This window comes from bacterium (genome assembly GCA_029210545.1).
Classification (GTDB): domain Bacteria; phylum BMS3Abin14; class BMS3Abin14; order BMS3Abin14; family BMS3Abin14; genus JARGFV01.
Map to the genome: position 1 here is coordinate 1 of JARGFV010000030.1, position 26,088 is coordinate 26,088.

The following is a 26,088-nucleotide window of genomic DNA, read 5'->3' on the forward strand; positions in this document are numbered from 1 at the left end:
GTACCAGGACCGGCGTGTCAAAAACAGACCCCTCAGACACCCCGACCGGAGGCCGGCCCAAACCAATCGCGGATTTCAGGTCCTTCCCTTTTACTGATCCTTGGGCTATCATTTGCACCCTTAGTGGCAGTTAGCGGCTGTCGCTTCCAGAATCCTGCCTGACCGCATAGGAAACCACTTTATGAACGGCAACCAGCCAGTGCCGCAGGGCCTGTTCGCCCTGTTTTTTTTCTTTTCCCTTATCGCTTTGATACTGCTGCCGGCTGTCGACAACGCCGCGTCCAACTCGGGACCGGGCATCGTCCTTTACAGCTACGGCCCCGCCATGATCCAGATGGTTTCGCCGGAAGGGCTGAGGGTCGGCCAGGACATGCTCACCGGGAACCCCCTCACCGAGATCCCGGGAGCGAAAATAGTCAAGGAGCAGGTCAAGGGACGGCCCACCGGATGGACCATCTCCTTCCCGGTTCCGGTCACCGGTCTTTACAGGCTGGAACTGATTGGCACCGGCAGGGGGGGGGTTGTACTGGACCTCGACGCCCGGGATCGGACGGGCAAGGTGATCAACAGCCACATCTTCAAGCGTGTCCTGGAGGGCGATACGCTGCGCTTTCTCCTCAGCTACAGCCCCGACCCGGGAAGCGAAAACTCGTTGAAAGAGCAGCGGAACTGAAAGGTTCTTAACAGCCGGCCAGTTTGGTCTTGCGGTTTATCCATGCAATGTTATGATTTTCCCAAATCGGCATTGGAGGTAAGAGATGAGACGCACGATCTTCGAACTGTTCGCCAAATCGCCTTTCGGTCCCCTGCAGGATCACATGCGGAAAGTCATGGACTGCGTCAGATTGGTTCCCAGCCTTTTCGAGGCCCTCGAGCAGGGCGACAATACCAGGCTTAAGGAAATCTCGGAAAAGGTGGACAAGGCCGAGTTCGAGGCCGACGAGATCAAGAACCAGATCCGCAGCGACCTGCCCAGCACCATCTTCACCCCCGTGGACAGGGGCGACCTGCTGGATATCCTCCGGTTCCAGGACCGGATCAGCGACGCGGCTGAAGACGTCGCCGTCCTTCTGAACATGAAGGACCTGCCCTTCCCGGATGAACTGGCCGCGTACTTCTGGAGGTTCATGGAGCAGGTCATGATCACCGTCGAGCAGTACGCCAAGATCAGTGAGGAGCTTGACGAGTTGATGGAAGCTTCCTTCGGCGGCGCGGAGGCCGGGAAGGTCATGGAGATGATAACCGTCCTCGGCGAGATGGAGCATGAGACCGACCGGAAACAGCAGGAACTTCTGAAGAAGCTCCTGACCATGGAGGAAGAGCTTGGAGCCCTGAACATCGTCCTCTGGATGAGGGTGTTCCAACTGGCCGGGGATATCGCCAACGGCGCCGAAAGGACCGGCAACAGGGTCCGCCTTTTCCTCTCCAAATAACAGGACAAGATGCTCACTCTAAGCCCCTGGATCTTCTGGTTCGGTCTCGCGGCCTGCGCCTACATGGCCTGGAACATCGGGGCCAACGATGTGGCAAACGCCATGGGAACTTCCGTTGGCTCCCATGCCATTACCATGAAGCAGGCGGTCATTCTGGCCGCCGTTTTTGAGTTTGCCGGAGCGTTCCTCGTCGGCGGTCACGTCACCGAAACCGTCCGCAAGGGGATCGTATCCACCGAAGCCTTCCAGGGTCATGCCGACCTGTTTGTCCTGGGCATGCTCGCTGCCCTTCTTGCCGCAGGGATCTGGCTGAACCTTGCCACCTTCCTGGGGCTCCCGGTTTCCACAACCCACTCCATTGTCGGCTCCGTCGTAGGGTTCGGCCTCGTCGTGGGCGGCATTGGCGCCGTCAACTGGGGCAAGCTCGGGTCGGTCGTCATGAGTTGGTTCATCTCCCCCTTCGCGGGCGGCCTCATGGCCTGGCTCACCTTCACATTTATCAAGAGGACCGTCCTCACCTCCTGGAACCCGGTGCGCGCCGCCCGCAGAGTCGTTCCCCTCCTGCTCATCCCGGTCATGGTTGTCCTGGTCCTGTCCCTGCTTTACAAGGGACTCAAGAACCTGAAGCTCAACGTCGGGTTCAACCAGGCTCTCCTCATCGGGCTTGCCGTGGGCATCGTGTCCTACATCCTGATGAGGTTTTTTCTCCTTTTCAAGTTCACCCATCGGCCCGGCAAAAGGAAGGAAGCCTCCCAGCAGGTCGAGGATATCTTTGCCTACCTCCAGGTGGGCACCGCGTGTTACGTGGCCTTCGCCCACGGGGCCAACGACGTGGCCAACGCCATCGGCCCCTTCGCCGCCATCGTGGCGGTGTTCAAAAGCGGCGACCTGTCCATGGCGGTACCGGTTCCCATGTGGGTGCTCGGCCTGGGAGGGGTCGGCATTGTCGTTGGCCTGGGAACCTGGGGGTACAAGGTCATTGAGACCATCGGCAACAAGATCACCTCCATCACCCCTTCACGCGGTTTTTCGGCCGAGTTCGCCACGGCTACGACGGTCCTCATCTGTTCCAAGATGGGGCTGCCCGTGTCGACCAGCCACACCCTGGTAGGCTCGGTCATCGGCGTGGGGCTGGCCCGCGGGATCGCGGCGTTAAACCTGAAGGTCATCCGCAACATCGTAAACTCCTGGCTCATCACCGTCCCGGCCACCGCAGTCGTCACCATTGTCATTTTTCTTCTTCTTAAGGCAGTGGCCCTTTAGGGAGTTTTTCTTCTCCCTTCTCCCCCAAAATCGCGATTGATCTGGTTTCCGCGATTTTGGGGATAAAAAAACCTTGTTGGCATCGGGCTTCCCGATCTGGTGGACGGTTCTGAAAACAGCGGGTTTCGTGTTCCCGAGGGGGAACCATACCCGAAATCCGACGATTGGACCCCTCCGGTCGGGGTCAGGGCGTCGATCAACAGTTCCTGACGCTGCCCGGACACGTTCTTCGGACCCGGACCGAAAAAACGGTCTCTCCGATGCCCCGACCGGAGGCCGGCCCAAACCAATCGCGGATTTCGGGCCCTCCTCCCCGTTTGCCTTACCACAACTCAAGAGGCTATAATTACACCTTATAATGATAACGGAAGGGATCCGGATGGCGCACAGGGGACAGAAGCACGAAAGGATCATCTACGAGGAAAAGCCTCTGTGCGGGAGGTGCGGGGCTGATATCGTCGGCGTCATTCCCCGGTGGAGGAATGAAAAACCCCTGTGCCGTGAGTGCACCTTTGAACTCGAGCAGCTGGCAGCAAAGCCGCGTGTTCGCGGGATCTCGGTAGAGGAGAAGGAACCTCTCACACCTGAAGAGAAGCAGCGGAGAGCCGTCCTTTTCGGAGTCCTCGCGGTGGCGCTTCTGGCTCTCGGCCTCCGGACATGGTACATCGCTCCCCTGCTCAAATCGCCCCAGCCCCTTCGCCACGGAACCTTCGAGACCGACGCCGGCACGGACCGGTGCATCGAGGAGTTGTGGAAGATCTCCCGGCAGCTCCAGGACAAAAAGCTGTCCAGCCCCATGCCGCTGTGTCCACTCTCAGGAAAGCCCTATGAAGTGATCGAGGTCGAGAACGACACCATTGTCAACTGCCCCAACCCTGGTGAGCACAGCCTCACCAGGCTGGGCGTCAGCCGCAAAAAGCCCATCCCCCTGGCCCTGGCCGGGAGCCGGCCATGAAAAAAACACGATCGGACGGAAAGGGCAGGATCCCGGGACAGGGGGGATGGTCCATCTCCGAGCTTCTCATCGCTGTCGCGGTCATGGGCTTTCTGGCTTCGGTGGCCATCCCCTCCTTCATCAGCAACCTGGAACGGAGCCACGCCACCACCTGCATCATATACCGGCAGAACATGCAGACTGCGGCTGACTACTACATCAAGACCAACAACCTCCAGCCCGGCGACCCCATGCCGACTCTCAGCCTCCTGGTGAGTGAAAATCTGCTTCCCAATGTGGACAGCTGCCCATCCGGCGGCACTTACGTCTGGTCCAACCCGAATTACCAGGGGAACACCGTCCCGTTCCTCATCAGCTGCTCGATCCACTTCGTGGTGGGCATGTAGAAAATTCCGATGGCCAACCGCCATCTGCATTTTCTACATTTGATTCAACAACCTTATTGTGAGAATGTATCGGGCCGAAGCAGGCAGCGGGACCAGCACCTTTCAGCTGCCTGTGAAACTTTTCCGACATCCAGAAAGAGACGGTCATGCAAGCACCAAAAGACAACCACACTTTTTTCATACCGGTCATGGGGATCGGTTTTACCATCGACACCCCGGTAAAGCTGGCGAGGTACGGGATATCCTCCGTGATCTCCCTCGTGGATGACACCTTCATCGAGCAGATGCGCAAGTATTACTGTGAGAAGACAGGGGAACCATACGAGGAGATCGGCAGGAACGAAAAAGACTGGCGGGCCGACAGGATCACCGCCTATCTGAACATGGTGGACTGCATCGTCGCCAGGCAGGTCGAGGCCCTGAAGGCCTCTCCCTTTGAAGCGGACAGCGAGATCACCAGGTACTTCCAGCTTCTGCCCGAGTCCCCTCTGAAAGACAAGTACCGGAAAATGCTTGAGAGCACGGACCCCGGGGAAAAGAGGCAACTCCAGGACATCCTTCGCGCCAGCGCGAACCCGGGGAGCATCGACGTCAACATCATGACCAAGGTGGACAGGATGTACTATGAGAAAGGGGCAGCCCTCCCACCGGAGTTCTCCGACGCCAGGGCAGCCCTGAGGGGATACGCCAACAGCGACCTGGAATCCTCTATTGTTTTTTCGGCCGGCCTGAACCCGTCTCTTTACAGCTACATCGCCAACTTCCCCGACTTTTTCCCGGAGAAGAGCGGCAGGATCAAGAAGAAGATCGTACTGAAGGTCAGCGATTACCGCTCCGCGGTCGTGCAGGCCCGCTTCCTTGCCAAAAAGGGGCTCTGGGTATCCGAGTACCGTATTGAGTCCGGCCTGAACTGCGGCGGACACGCTTTCGCTGCCAAGGGCCACCTCATGGGCCCCATCCTCGAGGAGTTCAGATCGAAACGCGAAGAGCTTGCCGCCCAGACCTTCGCGGTGCTCAAAAAGGCCCTTGGCGATGCACCCCTGCCGGACTCCACTCGCATGCGTATCACCGTCTCGGGAGGCATCGGCACCAGCGAGGAGCACGAATTTCTGAAAAAATATTACGATGTGGACGGGGCCGGGTGGGGAACGCCTTTCCTCCTGGTGCCTGAGGCCACCAACGTGGATGATGAACACCTGGAAAAACTGTGCAATGCCGGCGATGAAGACGTATTTTTAAGCGCCGCCTCTCCCCTGACGGTCCCCTTCTGGAACCTCAGGAACTCCAGTTCCGAGGAGCACCGAAGAATACTCATCGAGGCCGGCACGCCGGGCAGCGCCTGCCCCAAGGGTCACGCCAAGATTTTCAACACCGAATTTACGGCCAAACCCAACTGCATCGCCGCCAGAAGCTATGTGAAGAAAAAACTGGCAAAGATCGACTCCGGTGATTACACCGACGAACAGCGCCGGTGGTACAGGGAGGACGTATTGGCAAAATCGTGCATCTGCCACGACCTCTCCGGAGGCGCTACGCGCAAACTGGGCATCGATCCCGACGCCCTCACTGCTGTCTGCTGCGGGCCGGGCATCGTCAACTACTCGAAGATCGCCACATTGGAAGAGATGGTGGGGCACATCTACGGACGGCTATCACTGCTGACCAGGTCCGATCGGCCCCACATGTTCATCAAGGAGATGATGCTCTACATCGAGTATCTGTCGGAGGAGATCCGCCGGCTGTCCCTCGGGGTGGCCGAAAACGCCCCCTCCTACTTCGCCGAGTTCAAGGAGAACCTGCTTTCCGGTATCGACTACTATCGCGGCCTCGCCGAACAGTTCGTAGAGGACACGAAGAACAGGTTTCTGGACGACCTCCAGGCCCAGCGGGACGCCATCGAAAGGATCTTCGAGACCTTGTCGGCGGAAATGGGGGGGGAGAAAGCTATCAGTTAACGGTTTTGCCGTTTACAGTTGATGACTTCGCAAAAAGTCATCAACGCGCCCCGCGCGGGGCGCCCAAATCAATGGCAAGCTGCGCCCGGGAAGGGCGCCCGGATCAGTGACTGAAATACAGGTCACTGATCCGTGAGGAAAGGGAAAACCACGCTTTTCCCTTTCCGTGGAGCGAAAAGTCCCGGACTGGACTTTTTGCGACCCTGTCACAGTTTTATGACAGATCGCGACTTCAGGCACTATCTTAAATGACCGAACGGGCGGCCAAGGCAAACTTGCCGCCCTTCTTTATTACAGGCCCGATCAATCCAGACCAGATACAAGACACCGGACACCCGCTGGTAAAGCTCAAAGCTTTACCAGCACTCTTCCTTTCACCTTTCCTGCCAGGATCTCGTCGATCTTCGCATCGAGCCCGGGCAGACCAACCTCACTCACCATCTGACCCGGATTATCAGGCTTCCACTCCCCGGCCAGCCGGGACCACACCTGCAGCCTGGGCTCCATGGGCACCTGGACCGAGTCGATCCCGACAAGGCTGACGCCCCTGAGGATAAAGGGAAAGACGTTCAGGGGCAGGTCCGGTGAACCGACCAGTCCGCAGCAGGTAACGACCCCGCCGTAGCGGGTGGCCTTTACCGCGGCGGCCAGGGTATCGCCTCCCACCACATCCACACCGCCGGCCCAGCGTTCCTTCATCATGGGGCGGTCGGCGCCCACGAGTACATCCTCACGGCCCAGGACCTGGGCCGCCCCAAGGGATTCGAGAAAGGGGGCGGCCTCGGGCTTGCCTGTGACAGCCGTCACCCGGTATCCGGCCTTTGCGAGGATAGACACCGCCATGCTGCCGACCCCGCCCGTGGCTCCGGTAACCAGGATGTCGCCGTCGGCCGGGACCACCCCGCCGTGTTCCAGTCCAAGGACGCAAAGAGCGGCCGTGAAACCGGCGGTGCCGAGGGCCATGCTCTCTGCCAGGGTCAGGCCGGCCGGCAGCGGCACGGCCCACTGTGACGGGACCCGGATGTACTCACCGAAACCGCCCGGCGTGTTCATCCCCAGGTCGTAGCCTGTGACCACCACCTCGTCTCCCTCCCGGAAAGCTCCCGTATCACACCTGACGACCTCGCCGGCCGCGTCGATCCCCGGCGTGTGGGGAAAGGTCCTGGTGACCCCCTTGTTCCCCGTGGCCGACAGGGCGTCCTTGTAGTTGAGGGACGAGTACCGGACCCTTATGAGCAGATCTCCCTCCGGCAGGTCGTCCACATTGCGTGTGATGATCTTCCTGGTAAAGGTATTCGGTTCGGTCTCTTCGACGAGCATGCAACTGTATTCCGGTTGGGACATGGGAAGCCTCCTTTCATCCTGTTCAGCATAAAAGGTAAGTGACGAAAAAGAAAGGTGTGACCAGGAGGCCATGAACGGGAGGGGTTCCCGGCTGGAGAGTGCAGAGCAACCCGGGTAAGGCCTTTCATGCTCTGACGGTTTTTCCTCCGCACCCTGTACGGCGGACGCAGGGGCTGATCCGTCAGGAACGGCCGGAAACCGAATCGGTCTTCATCTCCAGAGTAAGGAAGTAGCTCAGAACGGTCCTGATACCGACGATGGCTGCGAGAAGCCCGACCTTGTTCCAGGTCGGGCTCGCCACCGAGCTTATGATGTCGGCCGAGATGAAGATCTCCAGCCCCAGCAGAAGGTGGCTGCCGAGTTCCTGTCTCACCGTAACATTCTCGAAGAGCCGGGTCTGCCCCGGCCCCACCTTTGAGCCCACGAAGGTGGCCAGAGCCTGGGCGACACCCCACAGGACCACCAGGACCCCTGTAAGGCTTATGGCTGTGCTGATCCCTTCGATGATCCTGTGCAGCGTTTCGATCACGGCGCCTCTCCCGTACGGAAACTCAATAAGAACATTTTACCATATTCCACCCGGAATCCCAGTGGGCCCATCCTGTCGGGATTCCGGGTTTGTGCCTTTTTAAAAATGGTATTATATTCCCGCATTGGGACCGCAGGACGGGCATCATCCACCTTACACATCTTCAGTCTGGAGTGTTTTTGAAACGACAGAGCGGACCTTCCGGGCAGCCTGGCCCCTGGGCAAAACCGTCAGACCATATCAAAGACCTTTCCCTTGGGGCGCTGTTTTTCCTGGGGACGGTCCTGCTGACCGGCTGCGCTCACACGGACAGCGCGGCCAGTGCCGGGCCTTCCGTCACGGTCCCCGGGCAGTTCACCATTTACCCGGAGAACGCCCCGGCTCCGGATAGATGGTGGGAAGGGTTCGGATCCGCCGAACTCGACACGCTCGTCGACGACACCCTTGCCGGCAGCCTGACCCTCCGGCAGTCCCTGGCCCGCCTCGAGCAGTCCCGATCCCTGGTCATCCAGGCCGGCGCCGACCGGCTGCCCGACCTGACCCTCAACGCGGGGGCCTCCGAGACCAGGAGGGAAACGGGGGGCCAGCGTTCTGAAACCAGTTCGAGGAGCCTCACCCTTGCAAGCAGTTGGGAACTGGATTTCTGGGGGCGTGTCCGGGCCACGGAAAGAGCCGCACTCCTTGACCAGGAGGGTTCAAGGGAGAGCCTTTATTCCGCAGCCATGACCCTGGTTTCCGAGGTGACACTGAAGTGGCTGGAGATGATATCGGTCAAAAGGCAGATGGAGTTGGTCCGGACACAGCTCGAGACCAACCGGACGATCCTCGACCTCATGGAGCAGCGCTATCTGAAAGGCCTTGCCAATGCACTGGACGTTTACCAGCAGCGCCAGGCAGTAGCCGAGACCGAGGCGTCCCTCCCACAGCTCGAGGCCCGGGAGGAGACGCTGCTGAACGAAATAGCCGTCCTTTCCGGCAGGCCCCCGCGCACTGATCTGAAGCTGACCGCTGCCGTCTTTCCCGGAACAGGGCCCCTGCCCACGACAGGAGTGCCGGCGGACCTCCTTGCCCGGCGGCCGGACATCAGGACCGCCGGGCTGAAGCTTCGCGCCACCAAGGCCCGGACAGCAGCCGCCCGGTCCGGGCGCCTGCCCAAGGTGACCCTGTCTGCCACCGCCGGGTACAGTTCAAACAGCCTTGCGGACATCCTGGATGACTGGCTGGGCACCCTCGCCGCCAACCTGGCATGGACCCTGTTTGACTCCGGTTCCAAAAGGGCCGAAGTCACGCGGCTGGAGGCTGTCGCCGGCGAGTACCTGGCCGCCTACGAACAGGCCGTGCTCACCGCCATCCGGGAAGTGGAAGACGCCATGGTGCGGGAGGTCAGGCAGGCCGAGTATGTCAAGGCCCTTGAGGAGCAGCTGTCCATCTCCAGGGACGGTTTCCGGGAAGCCATTTCCAGGTACCGGAAGGGGCTTTCAGACTACCTGCCGGTTCTCACTGCGCTCACCGGCACCCAGAGGCTGGAACGATCCATCGTCCTTGCGGAGTTCGAGCGTCTCAGCCAGCGGGTGACGCTGCACAGGGCTCTTGGAGGTGGTTGGATGGAAGAGGAATTTGAATGACATTCAAATTACGGTTCATCCGGGAAATGAGTACCCGCGAATTAGATCAAGCGGTGTTTGTAAGGGATTAACACTTTTTTTACCACCCGTTCGTCACAATAAGGATGTGACTCACTGGAGACATCACGCCTCGGGCGTGACAGGCTGCGGACACCGAGGAGATCAAAAGGGCTTAAGCTATTCCCTTCACCTTAGCTGGTCGAGGCTTGACGAACGGGATTGAAATGTATTTCCAGCCCGTGTCTTAATCCTCGTCCAGCTGATTTCGAAGAAATCTTTCTCCCGCCGGGAGAAAGGGAGTGAAGGGAACAGTTCTTACCATGCTTGCATTGACGGCACCGGCCCGAGCCTGAACCCAGATTAGCCGCCTTTCTCTGTGTTCTCTGTGGCTCTGTGGTGAATCAGCTTCGGGGATCTGGAGTGGCAACACCCAGGTACGCATTAACCGGAAGACCCGAAATTACTTTTGGAATATGGAATCTGGAACAGGGAATTGAACCCACGAGGTAACTATGGATAACCCCAACCCTTACGGACGCCCGCCGATCTCCCCGCGTGAAAAGGCGGCCCTCACCGTCGCCGGCATCGTGATCCTCGCCGTCTCCCTCGGGGTGACCACTTACATGATGACCCATAAACCGACGGCCCAGCGTAAGAAGCCGGTACCGGTCATTCCCATGGTCAGAGTCATGGAAACTTTCCCGACCGCCCACCAGGTTAACGTCCCTGTGCAGGGAACCGTGGTCCCGGCGCTGCAGGTGGATCTGAAGGCCCGGGCCGGTGGCGAGATCATCTGGACGAGTCCCGAGTTCGTGGAAGGGGGCATCTTCAATAAGGGCCAGGCCCTGGTGAAGATCGACCCCACCGAGTACGAACTGGCTCTTGTGGGCAAGAAGGCACTCCTGCAGTCAGCCACCCTCGACCTTAAATCCGAGCAGGGACGCCAGGAGATCGCGCGCAGCGAATGGGCGATCCTGGGTCTCGAGGAGCGCGCCACGGAGATGGATCGTGAGCTTGCCCTGCGCCAGCCCCAACTCGCGGCGTTCGAGGCAAAACTGGAAGCGGCAAGAGCCGAGGTGAGACAGGCGGAACTTAACATAGAACGGACCGTGGTCAGAGCCCCTTTTAACTCCGTCATCAGATCCACCAGCGTGGACCTGGGTGCCCAGGTCAGCGCACAGGGTGCCATTGCGGAACTTGCCGGCACGGACACGTTCTACGTCGAGGCCCTCGTTCCCCTGGACCGGCTGCCCATGATCCATGTCCCCGATGGAAAAGGCGACACGGGATCCAGGGCGCTGGTCACCATAAGCGGGGGGCGTGTCCTGGAGGGAAGCATTTACAAACTTCTCACAGACCTTCAACCCAGCGGAAGACTGGCCCGCATTCTCATCGAGGTGGATGACCCCCTCGATCTGAAGAGGAAAAACGTCGATCGCCTCCCACTGCTCCTTGGAGATTTCGTCAGCGTGGAGATTAAAGGGCGTACGATACAGAACGTGTTCGCCATCTCCAGGGAACACATGAAGGACGGAGGCCGGGTGTACACCGTGGATAGCGCAAACCGGCTGCGGATCATCGATGTGGAGATCGTTTGGAGCAGCACGGACCAGGTCTTCGTGCGAGGGCTGGATCCCGGTGTCTGGCTCGTGGTCTCGGCCCTGTCCGCCCCGGTGGAGGGGATGGAACTTCGCATCGATGCCCCCGAAGGGACATCGGATTCGGAGGGAGAAGGAAAGAGGGAGAAGGCGGAAGGGAACAACTGATCCATGTTAAAAACAACTTACCTTTCTCGATTAGATCTCTTCTACAAGAAATTGAGCACTAATGGATAATTTTAACTCAAAACCCAAAACCCAAAACTCGAAACTCCATCCATCGGATGGCGGAGCCATCCGATGGATGGCCCACAACCCCGTGGCGGCCAACCTCATCATGGTCGCCTGCCTTCTGGGCGGCGTTCTCATGCTGGGCAAGATCACCCAGGAGGTGTTCCCAAGCACGGAACGGGACATCGTAAGGATACGCCTGCCCTATCCGGGAGCAAGCCCCGAGGAGGTGGAACAGGGCCTCATTCTGGCGGTAGAGGAAGCCGTGCGGGGGCTCGACGGAGTCGACAAGATCAGCTCCACGGCCGACGAGGGCCACGGCACGGTGGAGGTGGAACTGCTCCAGGGCCAGGACCTGCAGAAGCTGGCCAACGACATTAAAGGCGAGGTCACCCGCATCGGAACCTTCCCGGTAGACGCCGACGACCCCGAGGTCAACGTCCTTTCCCATCGGCGGAACGTCATCGATCTGGTCCTTTACGGCGATACCGGGCCGGCGGCCCTGCACGAGCTTGGCGAACTTGTCAGGGACCAGCTGCTCTCCGACCCCGATATCACCCAGGTGGAACTGGACGGTGTGAATCCGCTGGAGATAAGTATAGAGATCCCCCAGGAGAACCTGAGGCGTTACAACCTGACCCTGGACGAAGTGGCTTCCCGGCTGCGCGGCGCCGCCGTGGACCTCCCCGGCGGCGGTATCAAAACGGCCACCGGCGAGATCCTCCTGCGCATGAAGGAACGGCGCGACTACGGCCGCCAGTTCGCCAGCATCCCTGTTATCACGGCCCAGGACGGCACCCGTGTCCTTCTCCAGGACCTCGCCGTGGTGAACGACTCCTACGAGGAGTCCGACAGCTACGCCACCTTTGACGGCAAACCGGCCGTTTTCCTGGACGTGTTCCGCATCGGCGACCAGACCCCCATCCAGGTGGCCGACGCGGTGTTCAGGCAGCTCGAGATCCTCAGGGCCGCCCTTCCGGAAGGGATCGGCATCTCCGTCCTCAGGGACAACGCCAAAGCCTACCGCCAGCGCGCCGAACTGCTCATCAGGAACGGGATCCTGGGCACACTGCTGGTTCTGGTGATCCTGGGCATCTTCCTCGAACTTCGCCTGGCATTCTGGGTGATGATGGGCATCCCCATCTCCTTCCTGGGCACCCTTCTCTTCTTTCCAGTCCTGGGCATCTCCATCAACATGATGACCCTGTTCGCTTTCATCATGGCCGTTGGGATCGTGGTGGACGACGCGGTCATCGTGGGAGAGAACGTCTACTACCACCACCAGCAGGGGTACACTTTCCTCGATGCCGCCATCCGGGGAGCCAGGGAGATCGCCACTCCAGTGACCTTCAGCATCCTCACCAACATCGCCGCTTTCATGCCCCTGTATTTCATCCCCGGAGTCATGGGCAAGGTTTTCAAGATGATCCCGCTGGTCGTGTGCACGGCCTTTCTCATCTCCCTTTTCGAGTCCCTTTTCATCCTGCCGGCCCACCTGGGACGCCGACAGGAGAGGAAGCTGGGGGCCATCCGGGGTTGGATCCACGGCCGCCAGCAGGCCTTCAGCAGGTGGTTCATCCACTGGGTGCGCGCCCGCTTCGGACCGTTCCTGGACGCCGCCCTGTCGAGGCGATACCTGGTTGTGGCCATCGGGCTGGCCATCCTCATCTTCTTTCTCGCCTACGCGGGCAGCGGGCGCATGGGGTTGAGTCTCTTCCCCAAAGTGGAGTCTGACTTCGCCAGGGCCTCGGCAAGCCTGCCCTACGGCACCCCCGTTGAAAAGACCGAAGCCGTGGCCATAAAGATGCGGTCGGCGGCCCTCAGGATCGTTGAGGAGTCAGGTCACCCCGAACTTGTCACCGGTATCTACACCCGCGTGGGGAGGGGCGGCACCCACAACCTCTTCATGATGGTCTACCTGGCCGATCCCGAGATCCGCAACAAGATCATGACCACCCGGGAGTTCACAAGAAGATGGAGAGAATCTCTGGGACAGCTGCCGGAGGCGGAAACCCTTAATTTCGCCTCGGATTTCGGCGGGCCGGGATCGGGGTCCGCTATCACGGTGGAGCTTTCCCACAGGGACACGGCCATCCTGGAGCAGGCCAGCGCCGACCTGGCCATGGAACTTCTCAACTACTCCCTGGTCAAGGACATCGACGACGGATATTCGCCCGGCAAGGAGCAGCTGGACTTTTCGCTCAAGGCCGAGGGCAAGGCCCTCGGCCTCACCGCCCAGGATGTGGCCAGGCAGATAAGAAGCTCCTTTTACGGGATCAGGGTCCTGCGCCAGCAGAGGGGCCGCAACGAGCTTTCCGTCACCGTACGGCTGCCGAAGGAAGAGCGGATCTCCGAATACAGTCTCCAGGAGCTGATGATAAAGGCTCCCACAGGGGCCTTCGTGCCCCTCAGGGACGTTGTCCAGATCGATCGCGGCAGGGCTTTTACGACCATCGTCAGGCGCGCCGGGCGCCGTGTGGTCCAGGTCACCGCAGACATCAACGACCGGAGCCGCTCCGGTGAGATCGAGGACGCACTCAAGGAAACGGAGCTCCCAAAACTGCTGAGCCGCTATCCGGGCCTGCAGTACAGTTTCGAGGGAAGGGCCGCCGACACACGGGAGAGCATGTCGAGCCTGAAGATCGGTTTCATCATAGCGATCCTCCTCATTTTCACCATGCTCGCCGTGCCCTTCAAATCGTACACACAGCCCCTCATCGTCATGAGCAGTATCCCCTTCGGCATCATCGGCGCCGTCATCGGCCACATGATCATGGGCTACAGCCTGAGTGTCGTAAGCATGTTCGGCATCGTGGCGCTGTCGGGAGTCGTGGTCAACGACGCCCTCATCCTCATCGATTTTGCCAACCGGCGCGTCCGGGAGCAGGAGATGTCCGTTCACGACGCGGTCCTGGAAGCGGCAGTCCAGAGGTTCCGGCCCATCCTCCTCACCACCGTTACAACCTTTGGTGGCCTGGCTCCCATGATGTTCGAACGGGCTCTCCAGGCCCGTTTCATAATCCCCATGGCCATCTCCCTGGGGTACGGGATCCTTTTCGCCACGGTCATCACCCTGCTGCTGGTGCCTTGCCTTTACATGGTGATCGAAGACCTGGGCAGGCTTCACGGAAGCGTGACCGGCGGCTGGAGGAAGCTGACCGGATCTCATGGAGACCAGGAGTGAAGAAGGCAAAAGCAGGACAAGGAGCAAGGATCGAAGAACAAAGATATGTCCAGGGCTACAGGATCCGGGGTTCCGGAGATACTTGATCATCTTCACCCCGCGTTCCTTGTTCTTCGTTCCAGATACCGGTTTGTGTTTTCCAACCCACAACCCTGGAGTGCATTCGGGCTGTGAACACCTTCGTTTCCAAAGGCGATGGACGGGATTACCTCTTAATCGCAACAGCCACGTTCATGGTCTTCCTCTCCCACTCCACCAACGCCTACCTGTCGGTGATACTGCGTGATATCGGGGTCGGTGAGACCGGTATCGGCGTTATCCTTTCGTCCCCCCTCCTGCCGATCCTCGTCGGGATGTTCCTGTCGGGGCACCTCATGGAACGGTACGGGCCGCTCAGAGTGGTGCGGGCAGGTTTTTTCCTCATCCTCCTGGCCCATCTGAGCCTCCAGCTCACCATCGGGGATTTTGCTGGAGTCTACCTGTCGAAGAGCTTCCACGGCTTCGGGTACGGGATCTACATGCCGGCAGGGATGGTCTACGTGAAGGGCAAACTGAGACCTGACAGGATGGTGGCACCCTTCGGGATCTATTCCAGCATGATCGTCCTGCCCAACATCGTCGGGCCGTGGCTCATGGAAACCGTTTACGGCCGGACCGGCCTTGAGGGACTGTTCCTGCTGACAGCGATCCCGGCTGCCCTGGGCGGCATGGTTTCCTGGCTGCCGCGCCCCGGCGCCATGCCGCCAAAGGGGGTCTCCCACCAGGGGTATGTCAATTTCCTCAGGGCCCCTGGCCTGAGGAAGCTTTACCTGGCCATCTTCATCGTAGGGATGATCTGGGGCGTGGTTCCCACCCTGATGGCCTTGCACCTCAAGAGCAGCGCCATCACCATGGTGTACTACTTCACACCGTTCACGGCAGCCCTCTTCGCAGGCCGCTTTATCATCATCCCCCTGCTGGCGCGTTTTCCCAGGAAACTGCTTGTAGCGGGTGGGCTCATCCTCATGGGGGCGTCCCATCTGTCGGTGGTGCTTTTCCGGACTCCCCAGACCGCCATCCTGGGAGGCACTGTCCTGGGGATAGGGTACAGCTTCGAGTACCCAACTCTGAGCGTGTGGATATCGGAGCGGTTCGCGCCGGAGGACCGGGGGAAACCGGTGGCCCTGCTCAACATGGTCTTCCACACCGGCATCTTCATCACCCCCCTCATCGGAGGGTGGGTCACAGACCGGTTCTCGCTGGGTGCATACCTGATCTTCCTCGTTGCCCTTGCTTTCACAACAGCCGGAGGGATGGCCTTTCTCAGAAACGATCGATTACAAGGGGGCTAAGGCATCGATAACCCATGGAGGAAATGATGAACAAACCACTGATCGTGGTCACCGGGGCAAGCTCCGGTATCGGTGAGGAGATCGCACCCCACAATGTGCGCTTTACAGTTATCTCGCCGGGCCTGGTGGAGACGGAACTGCTGAGCCATTCAAGCGATGAGGAACTGCGGGAAAGTTTCGAGAACCTGAAGGGGAAGATGGACGGATTTCTCCAACCGGCAGACGTTGCCGGTGCCGTAATGTACGCCTACAGACAGCCCCCCAACGTCTGTATCCGGGAGATCGTCCTGGCGCCGACAAAGCAGATCAGATAAAGCTGATTCCAGATTCAAAAAGAACGGCCCCCGTGAATCCGGGGGCCGTTCTGCGATCATCAGGTTGAAAATGTGGAGGTGGAACCGGTCACAATTTCAGTTTGAACTTGTCGGCGATGACGTTGTAGTAGGCGTTCTCCGATACCGAACCCCAGACACCCACCTGCTCTTTGAACTTCTTGAAGGCCTCGTGGACCTTGCGGGACATTGCGTTTTTGTCGGCCTCCTCCTCCAGGGTCTCCTTGGCCAGTTTGCGAAGGTCATCCAGAAGCGGTTCCGGGAAGCGCACCAGGTTGACGTTGTGCTGGGATATGAGCTCCTGGAGGGCCGTACCGTTGCCGGCCTCGAACTCTGACAGGCTCCACATGTTGGTCTCGGCGGCAACCATATCGAGGGCGACCTGAAGGTCTTTCGGCAGGCTGTCGTATACCGTCTTGTTGAAGATGACCTCGAGGCACGTTCCCGGCTCGTGCCAGCCCGGGTAATAGTAATACTTGGCGGCCTTGTAAAAGCCCATCCTCAGGTCGTGCATGGGTCCGACCCACTCCGTGGCATCGATGACGCCGCGTTCCAGGGAGGTGAAGATCTCTCCGCCGGCAAGAAGAACAACCGTGCCGCCGGCCTTGGCGATGACCTTGCCGCCCAGGCCCGGGATCCTCATCTTGAGACCCTTGAAGTCCTCGATGGTGTTCATCTCCTTGCGGAACCACCCGCCCATCTGGACACCGGTGTTTCCCTGGGGGCGGGGAACGACGTTGAAGGGTGCGTAGACCTCCTCCCACAGTTCCAGGCCACCGCCGCTGTAGAACCATGAGTTGATCCCCTGGGCGTTCAAGCCGAATGGAACGGCGCTGAACCACTGTGCCTCCGGCACCTTGCCCGCCCAGTAGTAAGCTGCCCCGCTGCCCACCTCCGCTGAGCCCTCGGACACGGCGTCGAAAACTCCGAGGCCCGGAACCAGTTCGCCCGCAGCGAACACCTTGATCTTGATCCGGCCTCCGGTAACCTCCTCTACCCGTTGTGCGAACCGAACCGCACCGGTCTGCAGGACAGGAAGGTTCGGCGGCCAGGTGGTCACCATCTTCCACTCGTAGGTCTTTTCAACAGTGGCGGCCTTCTGCTCCTGCTGCTTGGGCGCGCACCCGGCGGCCACCGCGGCGGCCGCAACAGCAACTTTCCCCGATTTCTTTAAAAAATCTCTTCTATCCATTGAACGCCCCATCCTTCCTGAAAAAGGTTTTCGCCGGAAAGGGATCAACATACGGCCGTTGATCGCCTCTGCAACTCGCCGAACCCGCCTGGAACAAGTCTATAAAAAAGGTTTCTCCGAAAGCAAGGTTTTTCCGTTACGGACCGTAAACGATTGTCGGCAGCCATGTCACGAGTCTCGGGCAGGAAGCCACGATCAGGAGCCCGAGGAGCTGGACAAGGACAAAGGGGATGATCCCCCGGTAGATATCGCCGGTTTTTATCTCCGGCGGCGTCACCGCCTTCAGATAGAAAAGTGAGAACCCGAAGGGTGGGGTGAGGAAGGAGGTCTGCAGGTTGACTGCCAGCATGATGCAGAACCAGGCCGGTTCGAAACCGAAATCGATCATGATGGGAGCCAGCACTGGAACGTGGATGAAAGTGATCTCGATAAAATCGAGAAAGAACCCGATGATGAAGATCAGGCCCATGACGATGGACAGGACAAACCATCTGCCGTGGGTCTCGGCGATACCGCCCAGGAAGCCGCGCACCAGGTCGTCGCCCCCCAGGCCCCGGAAAACGAGGCCGAAAGCTGCCGCGCCGACAAGAATAATGAAGACCATGCAGGTCAACTGCATGGTCGCGTGCATGACATCGTGAAGCATGGTCCGGTTGAATTTGCGGTTCATAACGGTCAGTAACGTCGCGCCAACCGCTCCTACAGCCGCGGCCTCGGTGGGGGAAGCGACACCGGCAAAAATGGACCCCAGGACGGCGACCATGAGAAACAGGGTCGGGAGCAGGGCCCGGACGACCTTGTTGAACATGATCCCGGGAGTCAGGGCTGCCAGTTCCTCCGCAGGCACCGCGGGAGCCCACTGGGGCTTGAGTTTTGCGATAATGAGGATGTAGAGGATGTACAACCCCACCAGCACCAGTCCCGGCAGGACTGCGCCCATGAACAGGTCCCCGACAGGGACACCCACGATGTCGCCGATGAGGACCAGGACGATACTGGGCGGAATGATCTGCCCCAGCGTACCGGAAGCGGCCACGGTGCCCGTGGCCAGTTCCTTCTGGTATCCGCGCTTGAGCATGGTCGGCACAGCCAGGAGGCCCATGGTGACCACGGTGGCGCCCACGATCCCCGTGGACGCGCCCAGGAGGGCGCCGACGATAATGACCGAGACCGCCAGTCCGCCCCTCAGCCTGCCGAACAGAAGGCCCATCGTGTCGAGCAGTTCTTCCGCAAGGCCCGAACGCTCCAGCATGACCCCCATGAAAACGAAGAGGGGAACGGCCAGCAGGGTGACGTTGGTCATCACGCCCCAGATGCGCAGGGGCAGGAGGTTGAAAAAAGGCCAGCCGAACCCGACAAGGCCGAAGGCCAGGGCGGTGCCCATCAGGGTGAAGGTGACCGGGAAACCGGCCATGAGCAGGATGGTCAGCGCAAGGAACATCCATCCGGCAAGGTATTCCACTACAGCCTCTTTTCCGTATCAAGGTCTTTATTCAGGATGTGGAAGAAACTCCGGATGCCCAGTGCCAGGCCCTGGATAAGGACCAGGACGAAACCGGCCGGGATGCACGATTTCAGGATGAAACGGAAAGGGATGCCACCCGGGTCCGGTGAGCCCTCGAGCATGGCGAAGGAGGTTGCCGCGAACTTCACGGAAGTGGCGATGATCATGATGCAGCCCGGAATGAGGAACAGGATCACGCCGATCAGGTTGATCCAGGCCCGGCCCCTGTGCCCGAAACGCTGGTAGAAGATGTCCACCCGGACGTGCCCGTCCTTGAGCAGGGTGGCCCCGGCACCCATGAGGAAGATGAAGGCGAAAAGGTGCCACTCCATCTCCTGGGTAAAGACGTAGCTGGTGTTGAAGAGGTAGCGCATGACCACGTCGACAAAGACGACGACGACGACAAGGGCCGTTGCCCAGGCAACGACACGGCCCACCCACTCGTTGATGGAATCGATGAAGCGGCAAAGCTTCCGGAAAAAAACGGGCATCAGTTCTCCGGGGAAACACCCGCCCCGATCAAAGACCTAGTGCAGGGAAGGGACCAGTTGTCAGCTGTTCGAAGATACGCTACGGTAAATGACCCGCTTTAACATGTCAAACGGTGTGAAGGGTGCCCGGATCCGATCCGGTAACGTGAACCACGCCTGATCCCTGCTGTTTTTAAAGGTGAATTGGGGCACCGCGACCATTTTTTCATCAACACCGCGGGATAAAACGCAGAGGTTGCATTGCAGGAGCTCCAACCGATGACCCCAGCTGAACGCAGCGTCATACTCAACACCAGTTACGGCCATTTCCTGAGCCATTTCAACATGCTTGTGTTCCCCGCTGTCGTGCTGCCCCTTTCGGTACGGCTCGGGATACCCCTGGCCGAGACCCTGCAGATCTCCCTGTGGATGTACATGCTCCTGGGCCTGACCGCCCTGCCCTGGGGATGGGCCGCTGACCGCTGGGGGGCGATCCGGCTCATGAGGATTTACTACATGGGAGCCGGGCTGAGCGGGCTGGCGGCGGCCTGGTGGATCGATGAACCCCTGGCCCTGACCCTGGCACTGGCCGGCATCGGCTTTTTTTCCGGGATCTACCATCCCGCGGGCCTTGGCCTCATCTCCAAGACGATCCGGCGGCTCAGTTTCGCCCTGGGGATCAACGGCATGTTCGGCAACCTTGGCATGGCCCTGGCTCCCCTCCTGGCCGGGCTGGTCAACTGGATGTGGAGCCCCCGGGCCGTATACATCATGCTCGGAAGTTTAAACCTCGTCGGTGTCCTGCTCGTCAGGAAAGTGGAGGGATCGGAAAGTGAGACGAATGGCAACGGAGAGGAACAGCGCACAGGCTGGCGCCTGGCCTTCGCGGTTCTCCTGGTTGCCATGATGCTGGGAGGTGTCGCATACCGGGGTTCGACCGTCATCATCCCGGCCTATTTCGAGCTGAAGCTGCAGGCGATATTCCAGTTGCTGTCCGGCCTTCTCGGAGGCGGAGTCTCACGCAACCTTGTGGCCACCATGATCACCTCCATCATATTTCTCGTCGGTATGCTGGGAATGTATACCGGCGGAAGGGCGGCGGAGAAGTACGACCCACGCTACTGCTACCTGGTCTTTCACGCGATCACGGTCCCCGCGGCTGTCCTGATCGCCTACCTGTCCGAAACCACCCTCATCGTCATGGTGTTCATCTACTTCTTCTTCCTCCTGGGAATGCAGCCGGTGGAGAACACCCTGTTGGCCAACATGACCCCGAGGCGCTTTCATCACACAGCCTTTGGCGCCAAGTTCATCCTGACTTTCGGGGTGGGGGCGCTGGCGGTGAGGATGATCGGTGCCATCGAGAAGGGTTACGGGATCGAGCCTGTATTTCTGGCCCTGGCGGGGTTTTCGGCATTGCTGGTGCTGACGGTACTCGTGCTCATCGGGGTAACAGGATCGCGCAGCGCCTGATCCTGCTTAATCCCAGATCTCAGACTTCAGTTCCCCAGACCTTTTGGCCATACGGCCATAGCTCATCGCCTTGCGCGACGAAACAACCCCTACGCAGTAAGAATAAAGCAGCAGGCTCACCATCATCCAGGGATCGTAGGGAGGTTGACCACCGACCGTACCGTCATAAGACGCGTTGATCCTGTCAAGACATTTAATTCCGATGTTAACTATACGGAATTAAATGTGTTTTCATGTAAACAATATAGCATCTTCCGACAAACTTTTGCCAGGAGCCTGACTCAATCCGTCGGAGTTCGTAAGAGATAAGTCGGGTATCATACTTATTACAAAGCGGGGTGGTTCTCCGACAGGCTCCTTGTCTTCCCCTATTTTACAATGATCTCCTCGAGGGAGCGTTTCGGCACATGGTGCACGCCCTCTTCGTCCCGCCAGTATTTCATGTCGCCATCGGCGCCGACGGGATCCATTCTCACATCTTCCACGGGTTTCCCCAGGGCGAGGACCAGGAGGATTTTCAGGTGGCTCGGGACTTTCAGCGCCTTGAGGAGGAGGTCGCGGTCAATGTTATCCATCATGACCCCCCCGAGACCTCTTTCGGCAGCCCCCAGGAGAATGGTCTGTGCCGCGATACCGTGATCGCACAGTTCAGCGGTGCTGATAACCGTATCCCGAAGAATGACGATATAGGCCGCAGGTCTTTCCCCTTTTCCAGGCCCGGGCCAGTCCTTGAGATAACCAGCCCAGGCGAGATGGGGGAAGATGAGATCGTTCGTCTCAGGTTTGAAAGAGAGGATGTATTTCAGCGGCTGAAGGTTGGCTCTGGACGGCGCCATCCTTGCCAGATCCACCAGCTCCCTGAGAAGATCCTCCCCGATCTTACGGCTCTCATCGAACCGGCGGTAACTGCGATTTCTTTCAACAAGTTCCCTGAGCATTGCTGCCTCCCTTATCTCTCGACCCGCTGACCGGTACGAACCCCCAGCACCAGGAGCACATGGGGTCGGCGATATAGATGAAGTGGTCGTCATGCATGGATCAACCTTTCCACGGTTTCATCCGTTGGCAACCGTTTAAATCACCAGCGGGAGAGAAGTTGTTTGACATGTGGGTGGATGGGGTAAAAATTCCGAGCAGGCCGGGGGACGGTTTTCATTTCCGGTGTGGTGGATGGCGCAGAAAGGTTTGCCGTCTACAAGGTTGACCAGCAGGAAAGGACATATCCTCAACCTGATCCCCTTGTGAAACCAGCAGCTGAAACTGGAGCCGGGGTCTGCCCCGTCATCCTGGTTGTAGAACATGGCAACGGGAAGCTCCATTTCCAACCATCTCCTGTAGGTCGATGATGAGACCGATCCCGGGCGTCTGTGGGCGCAGCACGAACCGCAACGCGTACAGGTTCCTTCATATTCGCCAATCGTCCGTGAGGAGAGGCTCCATAGATCCACCAACTCACCAAGCTGCCGATAGGCATCCAGAAGGGAGATCAACGGTTCGTCGGGAGAATCCCCATGGCGGTCTTTAACATGGTTCCAAGGAATGAGATCCCATTGGAGGATATCCTGCAGATATCCGGGGACCTGCTCGGGCAACCTGTAAAAATCATCCAAACCACGACCCCCTGCACCTGATATATTATTATCCTAACAGAGGTCGAATTAATAATAAACACGATCAAATAGCGTGCAGTGCTCAAAAATACAAGGCACATGCTTTGCTCTTCGTTCTGGGTTCCCACTCCTGGCCCCTGATCCCGGCCTCGCTTTTTCCTTTGAAAAAGTGCCCGCGCCCCTTAACATGGGAAAATAGATGCCTTAAAGGGAGGCGTCGGCCACCGCCAACCCCACAACAACTCCATGGATAAACGCCAGGAAAGCGACAACTTCCTTCGACGGCTGATCATGAACCAGAACGTTTTTCTTCTGGTGATCGCCATTTTTATCGGAGTCCTGGGAGGTTACGGCGCCCTTCTTTTCCGCTACGCTATCCGGATCGTTCAGTACGGATTCTACCAGGACACCAGGGACGCCCTTGAATTCCTTCCCGGCCTGCCCTTTTACCTGAAGTTCCTTCTTCCCGCTCTGGGGGGGCTCATCGTAGGACCCCTGGTGTACTTCGGAGCAAGGGAAGCCAAGGGTCACGGGGTGCCGGAGGTAATGGAGGCCGTTGCGCTCCGCGGTGGACAGATACGGCCGAGGGTGGCCGCTGTCAAGATCCTGGCTTCCGCGATCTCCATCGGTTCCGGCGGCTCGGTGGGACGGGAAGGCCCCATTGTGCAGATCGGCTCATCCATAGGGTCGACCATTTCCCAGCTTCTCAGGGTCTCATCCCTGAGACAGCGCACCTTCGTCGGATGCGGCGCCGCCGCCGGCATCGCCGCCACCTTCAACGCGCCCATTGCCGGAGCGCTGTTCGCCGCGGAGGTCATCCTGGGGGATTTCGGCTTTGCCACCTTCTCCCCCGTGGTGCTCTCTTCCGTCACCGCCACGGTCATCTCCCGCCACTACTTTGGAGACTTTCCAGCCTTCGTCATCCCGACTTACGAAGTGATCTCCCTGTGGGAGTTTTTCTTTTACCCCCTGTTGGGCGTGGTCGCCGGTTTCGTGGCCGTGCTGTTTACGACCACCCTTTATAAGTTAGAGGACCGTTTCGACGAGCTCAAGGCCCCCGAGTACCTCAAGCCAGCCGTTGGCGGGCTCATCCTGGGCTGCCTGCTCCTCGTCTGGCCCCACGTCTTCGGCGTCGGCTATGGAGCCATCAACCTTTCCCTGACGAACCAGCTGTCCGTCTGGCTTCTCCTGAGCCTGATCTTCGTGAAGATCATGGCCACATCCATTACCATCGGGAGCGGCGGTTCGGGGGGGGTGTTCGCCCCTTCCCTTTTCATCGGGGCCATGACGGGCGGTCTCTTCGGCTGGTGTGTGCATAACCTCTTCCCCGGCATAACCGCCGATCCCGGAGCTTACGCCCTGGTGGCCATGGGCGCTCTGGTCGCCGGCACGACCCACGCGCCCATCACAGCGATCCTCATCATCTTCGAGATGACCGCCACTTACAAGATCATCCTGCCCCTAATGTTTGCCTGCATCATCAGCACGATTATCGCCACATCGTTAAAAAGCGGCTCAATTTACACGATCAAGCTTGCCCGCCGGGGAATCGAGCTTTCACAGGGGTGGGAACAGGGGACACTCCGCACCATCAAAGTCCAGGACATCATGCGCCACCGGGTGGTGACCGTTTACGAGGGAACCCCCCTCGGCCAGGTTATCGACATCCTCAAAGCCAGGGACGTCTCCTACCTTCATGTGGTCAACAGTGACGAGGAACTCACAGGGATCATCTCCTTCAGGGACATCCGTTCCGCACTCCAGGAGGAAGTCCTCAGCAACCTTGTCATCGCCCAGGACGTGGCTACCAAGAAGGAGATCGTCACCATTACGCCTTCTGACAGCATCCTGCTGGCCCTCCAGGAAATGGGAAGCAGGGGCATCTCCCAGCTGCCTGTGGTCCAGGAGGACAACCAGAAGAAGGTGATCGGTACAGTCAGCCAGAGGGACGTGATGTCTGCCTACGACCGGGCCATCCTGAACCGGGAGGTGGAGGGGGTGTAGGGTCTGGAAAAACAGTCCAAAGACCAATGTCCAAAGTCCAACGAAAAGGCAGAATCCAGTTCCACCGCAGATATACAATTCGGCCGTTATGATAAAGCGGGAACGGCCGGTTTTTATAGATAGGGGGAGAACACCTTGGCCGCGCCCTCGATCAACCTGGTCGCCAGAGACCGGGCGCGCAGGTCCTCCCTGGTCAGGGTACGGGCATTTTCTGCCAGCTTGTCCGTATAATTCAGAAGCTCCCGGGCAAACGGAATATCGTACACCTCCAGGTCGAACTCGAAATTCAGGCGAAAGCTTCTCGGATCAAGGTTCGCCGACCCGATGAGCGACCATTCGCCGTCCACGATCATGAGCTTGCTGTGCACGAAGGGCGGAGGAAGGAGGAGCACCTTGACACCTGCGTTAAGAAGCTCCGGAAGATGGGCGGTGGATGCCCTCTGCACCAGGGGGTGGTCGCTCACTTCCGGGAGAAGGAGCCTGACCTCGACCCCGGCGAGGACCGCGCTGTCCATACCCTGGATCAGCGCCCTGTCGGGGATGAAGTAGGGCGTCATGATGGTGATTTTTTCCCTGGCCGATCGAAGGGCCCCCAGAATGAGCTGGTAGATCTTCTCCAGGTCCTCGTCCGGACCGCTGACCACGGCCCTGACGGATGCGTCACCTGCCGGACCGACAGGCGGGAAGAACATTTCATCGTTGAGCAGCTCACCCGTCGAGGCTTGCCAGTCCTCCGCAAAGGTCTCCTGCATGGCTACCACAACGCCTCCCCCGATCCGGAAATGGATATCCCTCACCGGCTCGATCGCCTTCCAACGGCTGAAAAGGTGGCGGCTGCTGATGTTGATCCCCCCGGTAAACCCCACCGCTCCATCCACAATGACAAGCTTGCGGTGGTTGCGCATGTTGAAGCTCGGACGCCTGAACCAGAGCCCGAAAAGAGGATGGAAGACGGAAAGCCGCGCGCCGGAACTGCGAAGCCTTCTGGCCATGGTGACAGCCGAGCGGCTCGTGCCGACTCCGTCCACCAGGACGCGGACCTGCACGCCACGTTCAGCCGCCGAACACAGGGCACTGATCACTCTTTTTCCCACCGCGTCCCTGTCCAGGATGTAGGTGCTCAGGTTCACCGAATGCTTCGCCGCGCCGATGGCGGTGAGCATGGCGGGGAAAACCTGGTTCCCCTCGTAAAGAGCTTCCACACTGTTTCCGGACAGGACCGGTCTTCGCGTGATCCTTCCGGCAAGAGAAGCGAGTGAGCGAACCCCGCCGCCTCCGAGGGTGGAAAGGTCGGCATAGGTCACCGGCGGGAGTGCCCAGCCGCCGGGGGACTGGCGGCGCCTGACGCGGACAGCCTTGCTGTGGCGAAGCCGGTTGATCCCCAGGCTCCAGTACAGGAACGGCCCCGTCAGGGGTAAAAGCCCGACGATCACAAGCCACAGGGCGGCCCCCCTCGGATCCCTTTTGTTCAGAAGGATGTGGGCCGCAGACCAGGCCGTGGTCGAGATCCACGCAAAGAGCAGGATAGTGAACAGGATGAATTCCATGAAAGCAATATACCCGAAATCCGATCCTAACGGAAAAATACATGTTTGATGGACTCGCAAAAAGTCCATCAACGCGCCCCGCGCGGGGCGCCCAAATCAATGACTCACTCCGTAAGTCATTG

22 protein-coding genes are annotated in these 26,088 nt (G+C 59.3%); 13 read left to right on the forward strand and 9 right to left on the reverse strand.

Annotated features, from left to right (window positions below):
• The first annotated feature begins 181 nt into the window (after positions 1-181).
• From P1S46_04940 to P1S46_04965, 6 genes are all read left to right on the forward strand, one after another.
• A complete protein-coding gene (locus tag P1S46_04940) occupies positions 182-673 on the forward strand; it encodes a hypothetical protein (protein ID MDF1535834.1) in 492 nt (163 codons plus the stop codon).
• Between the two features lie 85 nt (positions 674-758).
• Positions 759-1,433 carry a TIGR00153 family protein gene (locus P1S46_04945; protein MDF1535835.1) on the forward strand — a complete coding sequence of 225 codons (675 nt, stop codon included), beginning with the start codon at positions 759-761 and terminating at the stop codon, positions 1,431-1,433.
• 9 nt (positions 1,434-1,442) lie between these two features.
• Positions 1,443-2,696, forward strand: a complete 1,254-nt coding sequence (locus tag P1S46_04950; GenBank protein ID MDF1535836.1) for an inorganic phosphate transporter — start codon at positions 1,443-1,445, stop codon at positions 2,694-2,696.
• A 379-nt stretch (positions 2,697-3,075) separates the two neighbouring features.
• Positions 3,076-3,651, forward strand: a complete 576-nt coding sequence (locus tag P1S46_04955; protein ID MDF1535837.1) for a hypothetical protein — start codon at positions 3,076-3,078, stop codon at positions 3,649-3,651.
• Positions 3,648-4,037, forward strand: a complete 390-nt coding sequence (locus P1S46_04960; protein MDF1535838.1) for a hypothetical protein — start codon at positions 3,648-3,650, stop codon at positions 4,035-4,037. Before P1S46_04955 ends, P1S46_04960 begins: the two co-directional genes overlap by 4 nt.
• A gap of 146 nt (positions 4,038-4,183) precedes the next feature.
• Complete coding sequence (locus P1S46_04965; GenBank protein ID MDF1535839.1) at positions 4,184-5,992, forward strand: hypothetical protein; 1,809 nt, start codon at positions 4,184-4,186, stop codon at positions 5,990-5,992.
• Between the two features lie 348 nt (positions 5,993-6,340).
• On the opposite strand, the gene P1S46_04970 is transcribed toward P1S46_04965, so the two are convergent.
• Together P1S46_04970 and P1S46_04975 are read right to left on the reverse strand one after the other, a co-directional pair.
• Positions 6,341-7,336, reverse strand: a complete 996-nt coding sequence (locus P1S46_04970) for a YhdH/YhfP family quinone oxidoreductase (GenBank protein ID MDF1535840.1) — start codon at positions 7,334-7,336, stop codon at positions 6,341-6,343.
• A gap of 181 nt (positions 7,337-7,517) precedes the next feature.
• Positions 7,518-7,865 carry a DUF1622 domain-containing protein gene (locus tag P1S46_04975; protein MDF1535841.1) on the reverse strand — a complete coding sequence of 116 codons (348 nt, stop codon included), beginning with the start codon at positions 7,863-7,865 and terminating at the stop codon, positions 7,518-7,520.
• 179 nt (positions 7,866-8,044) lie between these two features.
• On the opposite strand from P1S46_04975, the gene P1S46_04980 reads away from it, so the two are divergent.
• From P1S46_04980 to P1S46_05000, 5 genes are all read left to right on the forward strand, one after another.
• On the forward strand, positions 8,045-9,490 hold the full coding sequence (locus P1S46_04980; GenBank protein MDF1535842.1) for an efflux transporter outer membrane subunit: 1,446 nt from the start codon (positions 8,045-8,047) through the stop codon (positions 9,488-9,490).
• A 512-nt stretch (positions 9,491-10,002) separates the two neighbouring features.
• Positions 10,003-11,256 (forward strand): efflux RND transporter periplasmic adaptor subunit, encoded by a 1,254-nt coding sequence (locus tag P1S46_04985; protein ID MDF1535843.1) that lies wholly within the window; start codon positions 10,003-10,005, stop codon positions 11,254-11,256.
• A 136-nt stretch (positions 11,257-11,392) separates the two neighbouring features.
• Positions 11,393-14,503: an efflux RND transporter permease subunit gene (locus P1S46_04990; protein ID MDF1535844.1), complete on the forward strand. Its 3,111-nt coding sequence runs from the start codon at positions 11,393-11,395 to the stop codon at positions 14,501-14,503.
• Between the two features lie 170 nt (positions 14,504-14,673).
• Positions 14,674-15,834: an MFS transporter gene (locus P1S46_04995; protein ID MDF1535845.1), complete on the forward strand. Its 1,161-nt coding sequence runs from the start codon at positions 14,674-14,676 to the stop codon at positions 15,832-15,834.
• Between the two features lie 26 nt (positions 15,835-15,860).
• Positions 15,861-16,148, forward strand: coding sequence for a hypothetical protein (locus tag P1S46_05000; GenBank protein MDF1535846.1), 288 nt, complete (start codon positions 15,861-15,863; stop codon positions 16,146-16,148).
• An 88-nt stretch (positions 16,149-16,236) separates the two neighbouring features.
• On the opposite strand, the gene P1S46_05005 is transcribed toward P1S46_05000, so the two are convergent.
• The 3 genes from P1S46_05005 to P1S46_05015 all read right to left on the reverse strand — a co-directional run bounded on the left by P1S46_05005 (position 16,237) and on the right by P1S46_05015 (position 19,353).
• The gene (locus P1S46_05005) at positions 16,237-17,358 is read right to left on the reverse strand and encodes a TRAP transporter substrate-binding protein (protein MDF1535847.1); all 1,122 of its coding nucleotides are present in this window, start codon (positions 17,356-17,358) and stop codon (positions 16,237-16,239) included.
• 136 nt (positions 17,359-17,494) lie between these two features.
• Positions 17,495-18,799, reverse strand: a complete 1,305-nt coding sequence (locus P1S46_05010; GenBank protein ID MDF1535848.1) for a TRAP transporter large permease subunit — start codon at positions 18,797-18,799, stop codon at positions 17,495-17,497.
• Between the two features lie 20 nt (positions 18,800-18,819).
• Positions 18,820-19,353, reverse strand: coding sequence for a TRAP transporter small permease subunit (locus P1S46_05015; GenBank protein MDF1535849.1), 534 nt, complete (start codon positions 19,351-19,353; stop codon positions 18,820-18,822).
• A gap of 258 nt (positions 19,354-19,611) precedes the next feature.
• On the opposite strand from P1S46_05015, the gene P1S46_05020 reads away from it, so the two are divergent.
• Positions 19,612-20,805, forward strand: a complete 1,194-nt coding sequence (locus tag P1S46_05020; protein MDF1535850.1) for an MFS transporter — start codon at positions 19,612-19,614, stop codon at positions 20,803-20,805.
• A gap of 6 nt (positions 20,806-20,811) precedes the next feature.
• Here the strand turns inward: P1S46_05020 and P1S46_05025 are convergent, their stop codons facing one another.
• The 3 genes from P1S46_05025 to P1S46_05035 form a co-directional block, all read right to left on the reverse strand.
• On the reverse strand, positions 20,812-20,985 hold the full coding sequence (locus tag P1S46_05025) for a transposase (GenBank protein MDF1535851.1): 174 nt from the start codon (positions 20,983-20,985) through the stop codon (positions 20,812-20,814).
• Between the two features lie 188 nt (positions 20,986-21,173).
• Positions 21,174-21,743, reverse strand: coding sequence for a nitroreductase family protein (locus P1S46_05030; GenBank protein MDF1535852.1), 570 nt, complete (start codon positions 21,741-21,743; stop codon positions 21,174-21,176).
• A gap of 135 nt (positions 21,744-21,878) precedes the next feature.
• The gene (locus P1S46_05035) at positions 21,879-22,415 is read right to left on the reverse strand and encodes a hypothetical protein (protein ID MDF1535853.1); all 537 of its coding nucleotides are present in this window, start codon (positions 22,413-22,415) and stop codon (positions 21,879-21,881) included.
• A gap of 246 nt (positions 22,416-22,661) precedes the next feature.
• Between P1S46_05035 and P1S46_05040 the strand changes: the two genes are divergently transcribed.
• The gene (locus P1S46_05040; protein MDF1535854.1) at positions 22,662-24,419 is read left to right on the forward strand and encodes a chloride channel protein; all 1,758 of its coding nucleotides are present in this window, start codon (positions 22,662-22,664) and stop codon (positions 24,417-24,419) included.
• 113 nt (positions 24,420-24,532) lie between these two features.
• Here the strand turns inward: P1S46_05040 and cls are convergent, their stop codons facing one another.
• Positions 24,533-25,966, reverse strand: a complete 1,434-nt coding sequence (gene cls / locus P1S46_05045; GenBank protein ID MDF1535855.1) for a cardiolipin synthase — start codon at positions 25,964-25,966, stop codon at positions 24,533-24,535.
• Positions 25,967-26,088: the final 122 nt, after the last annotated feature.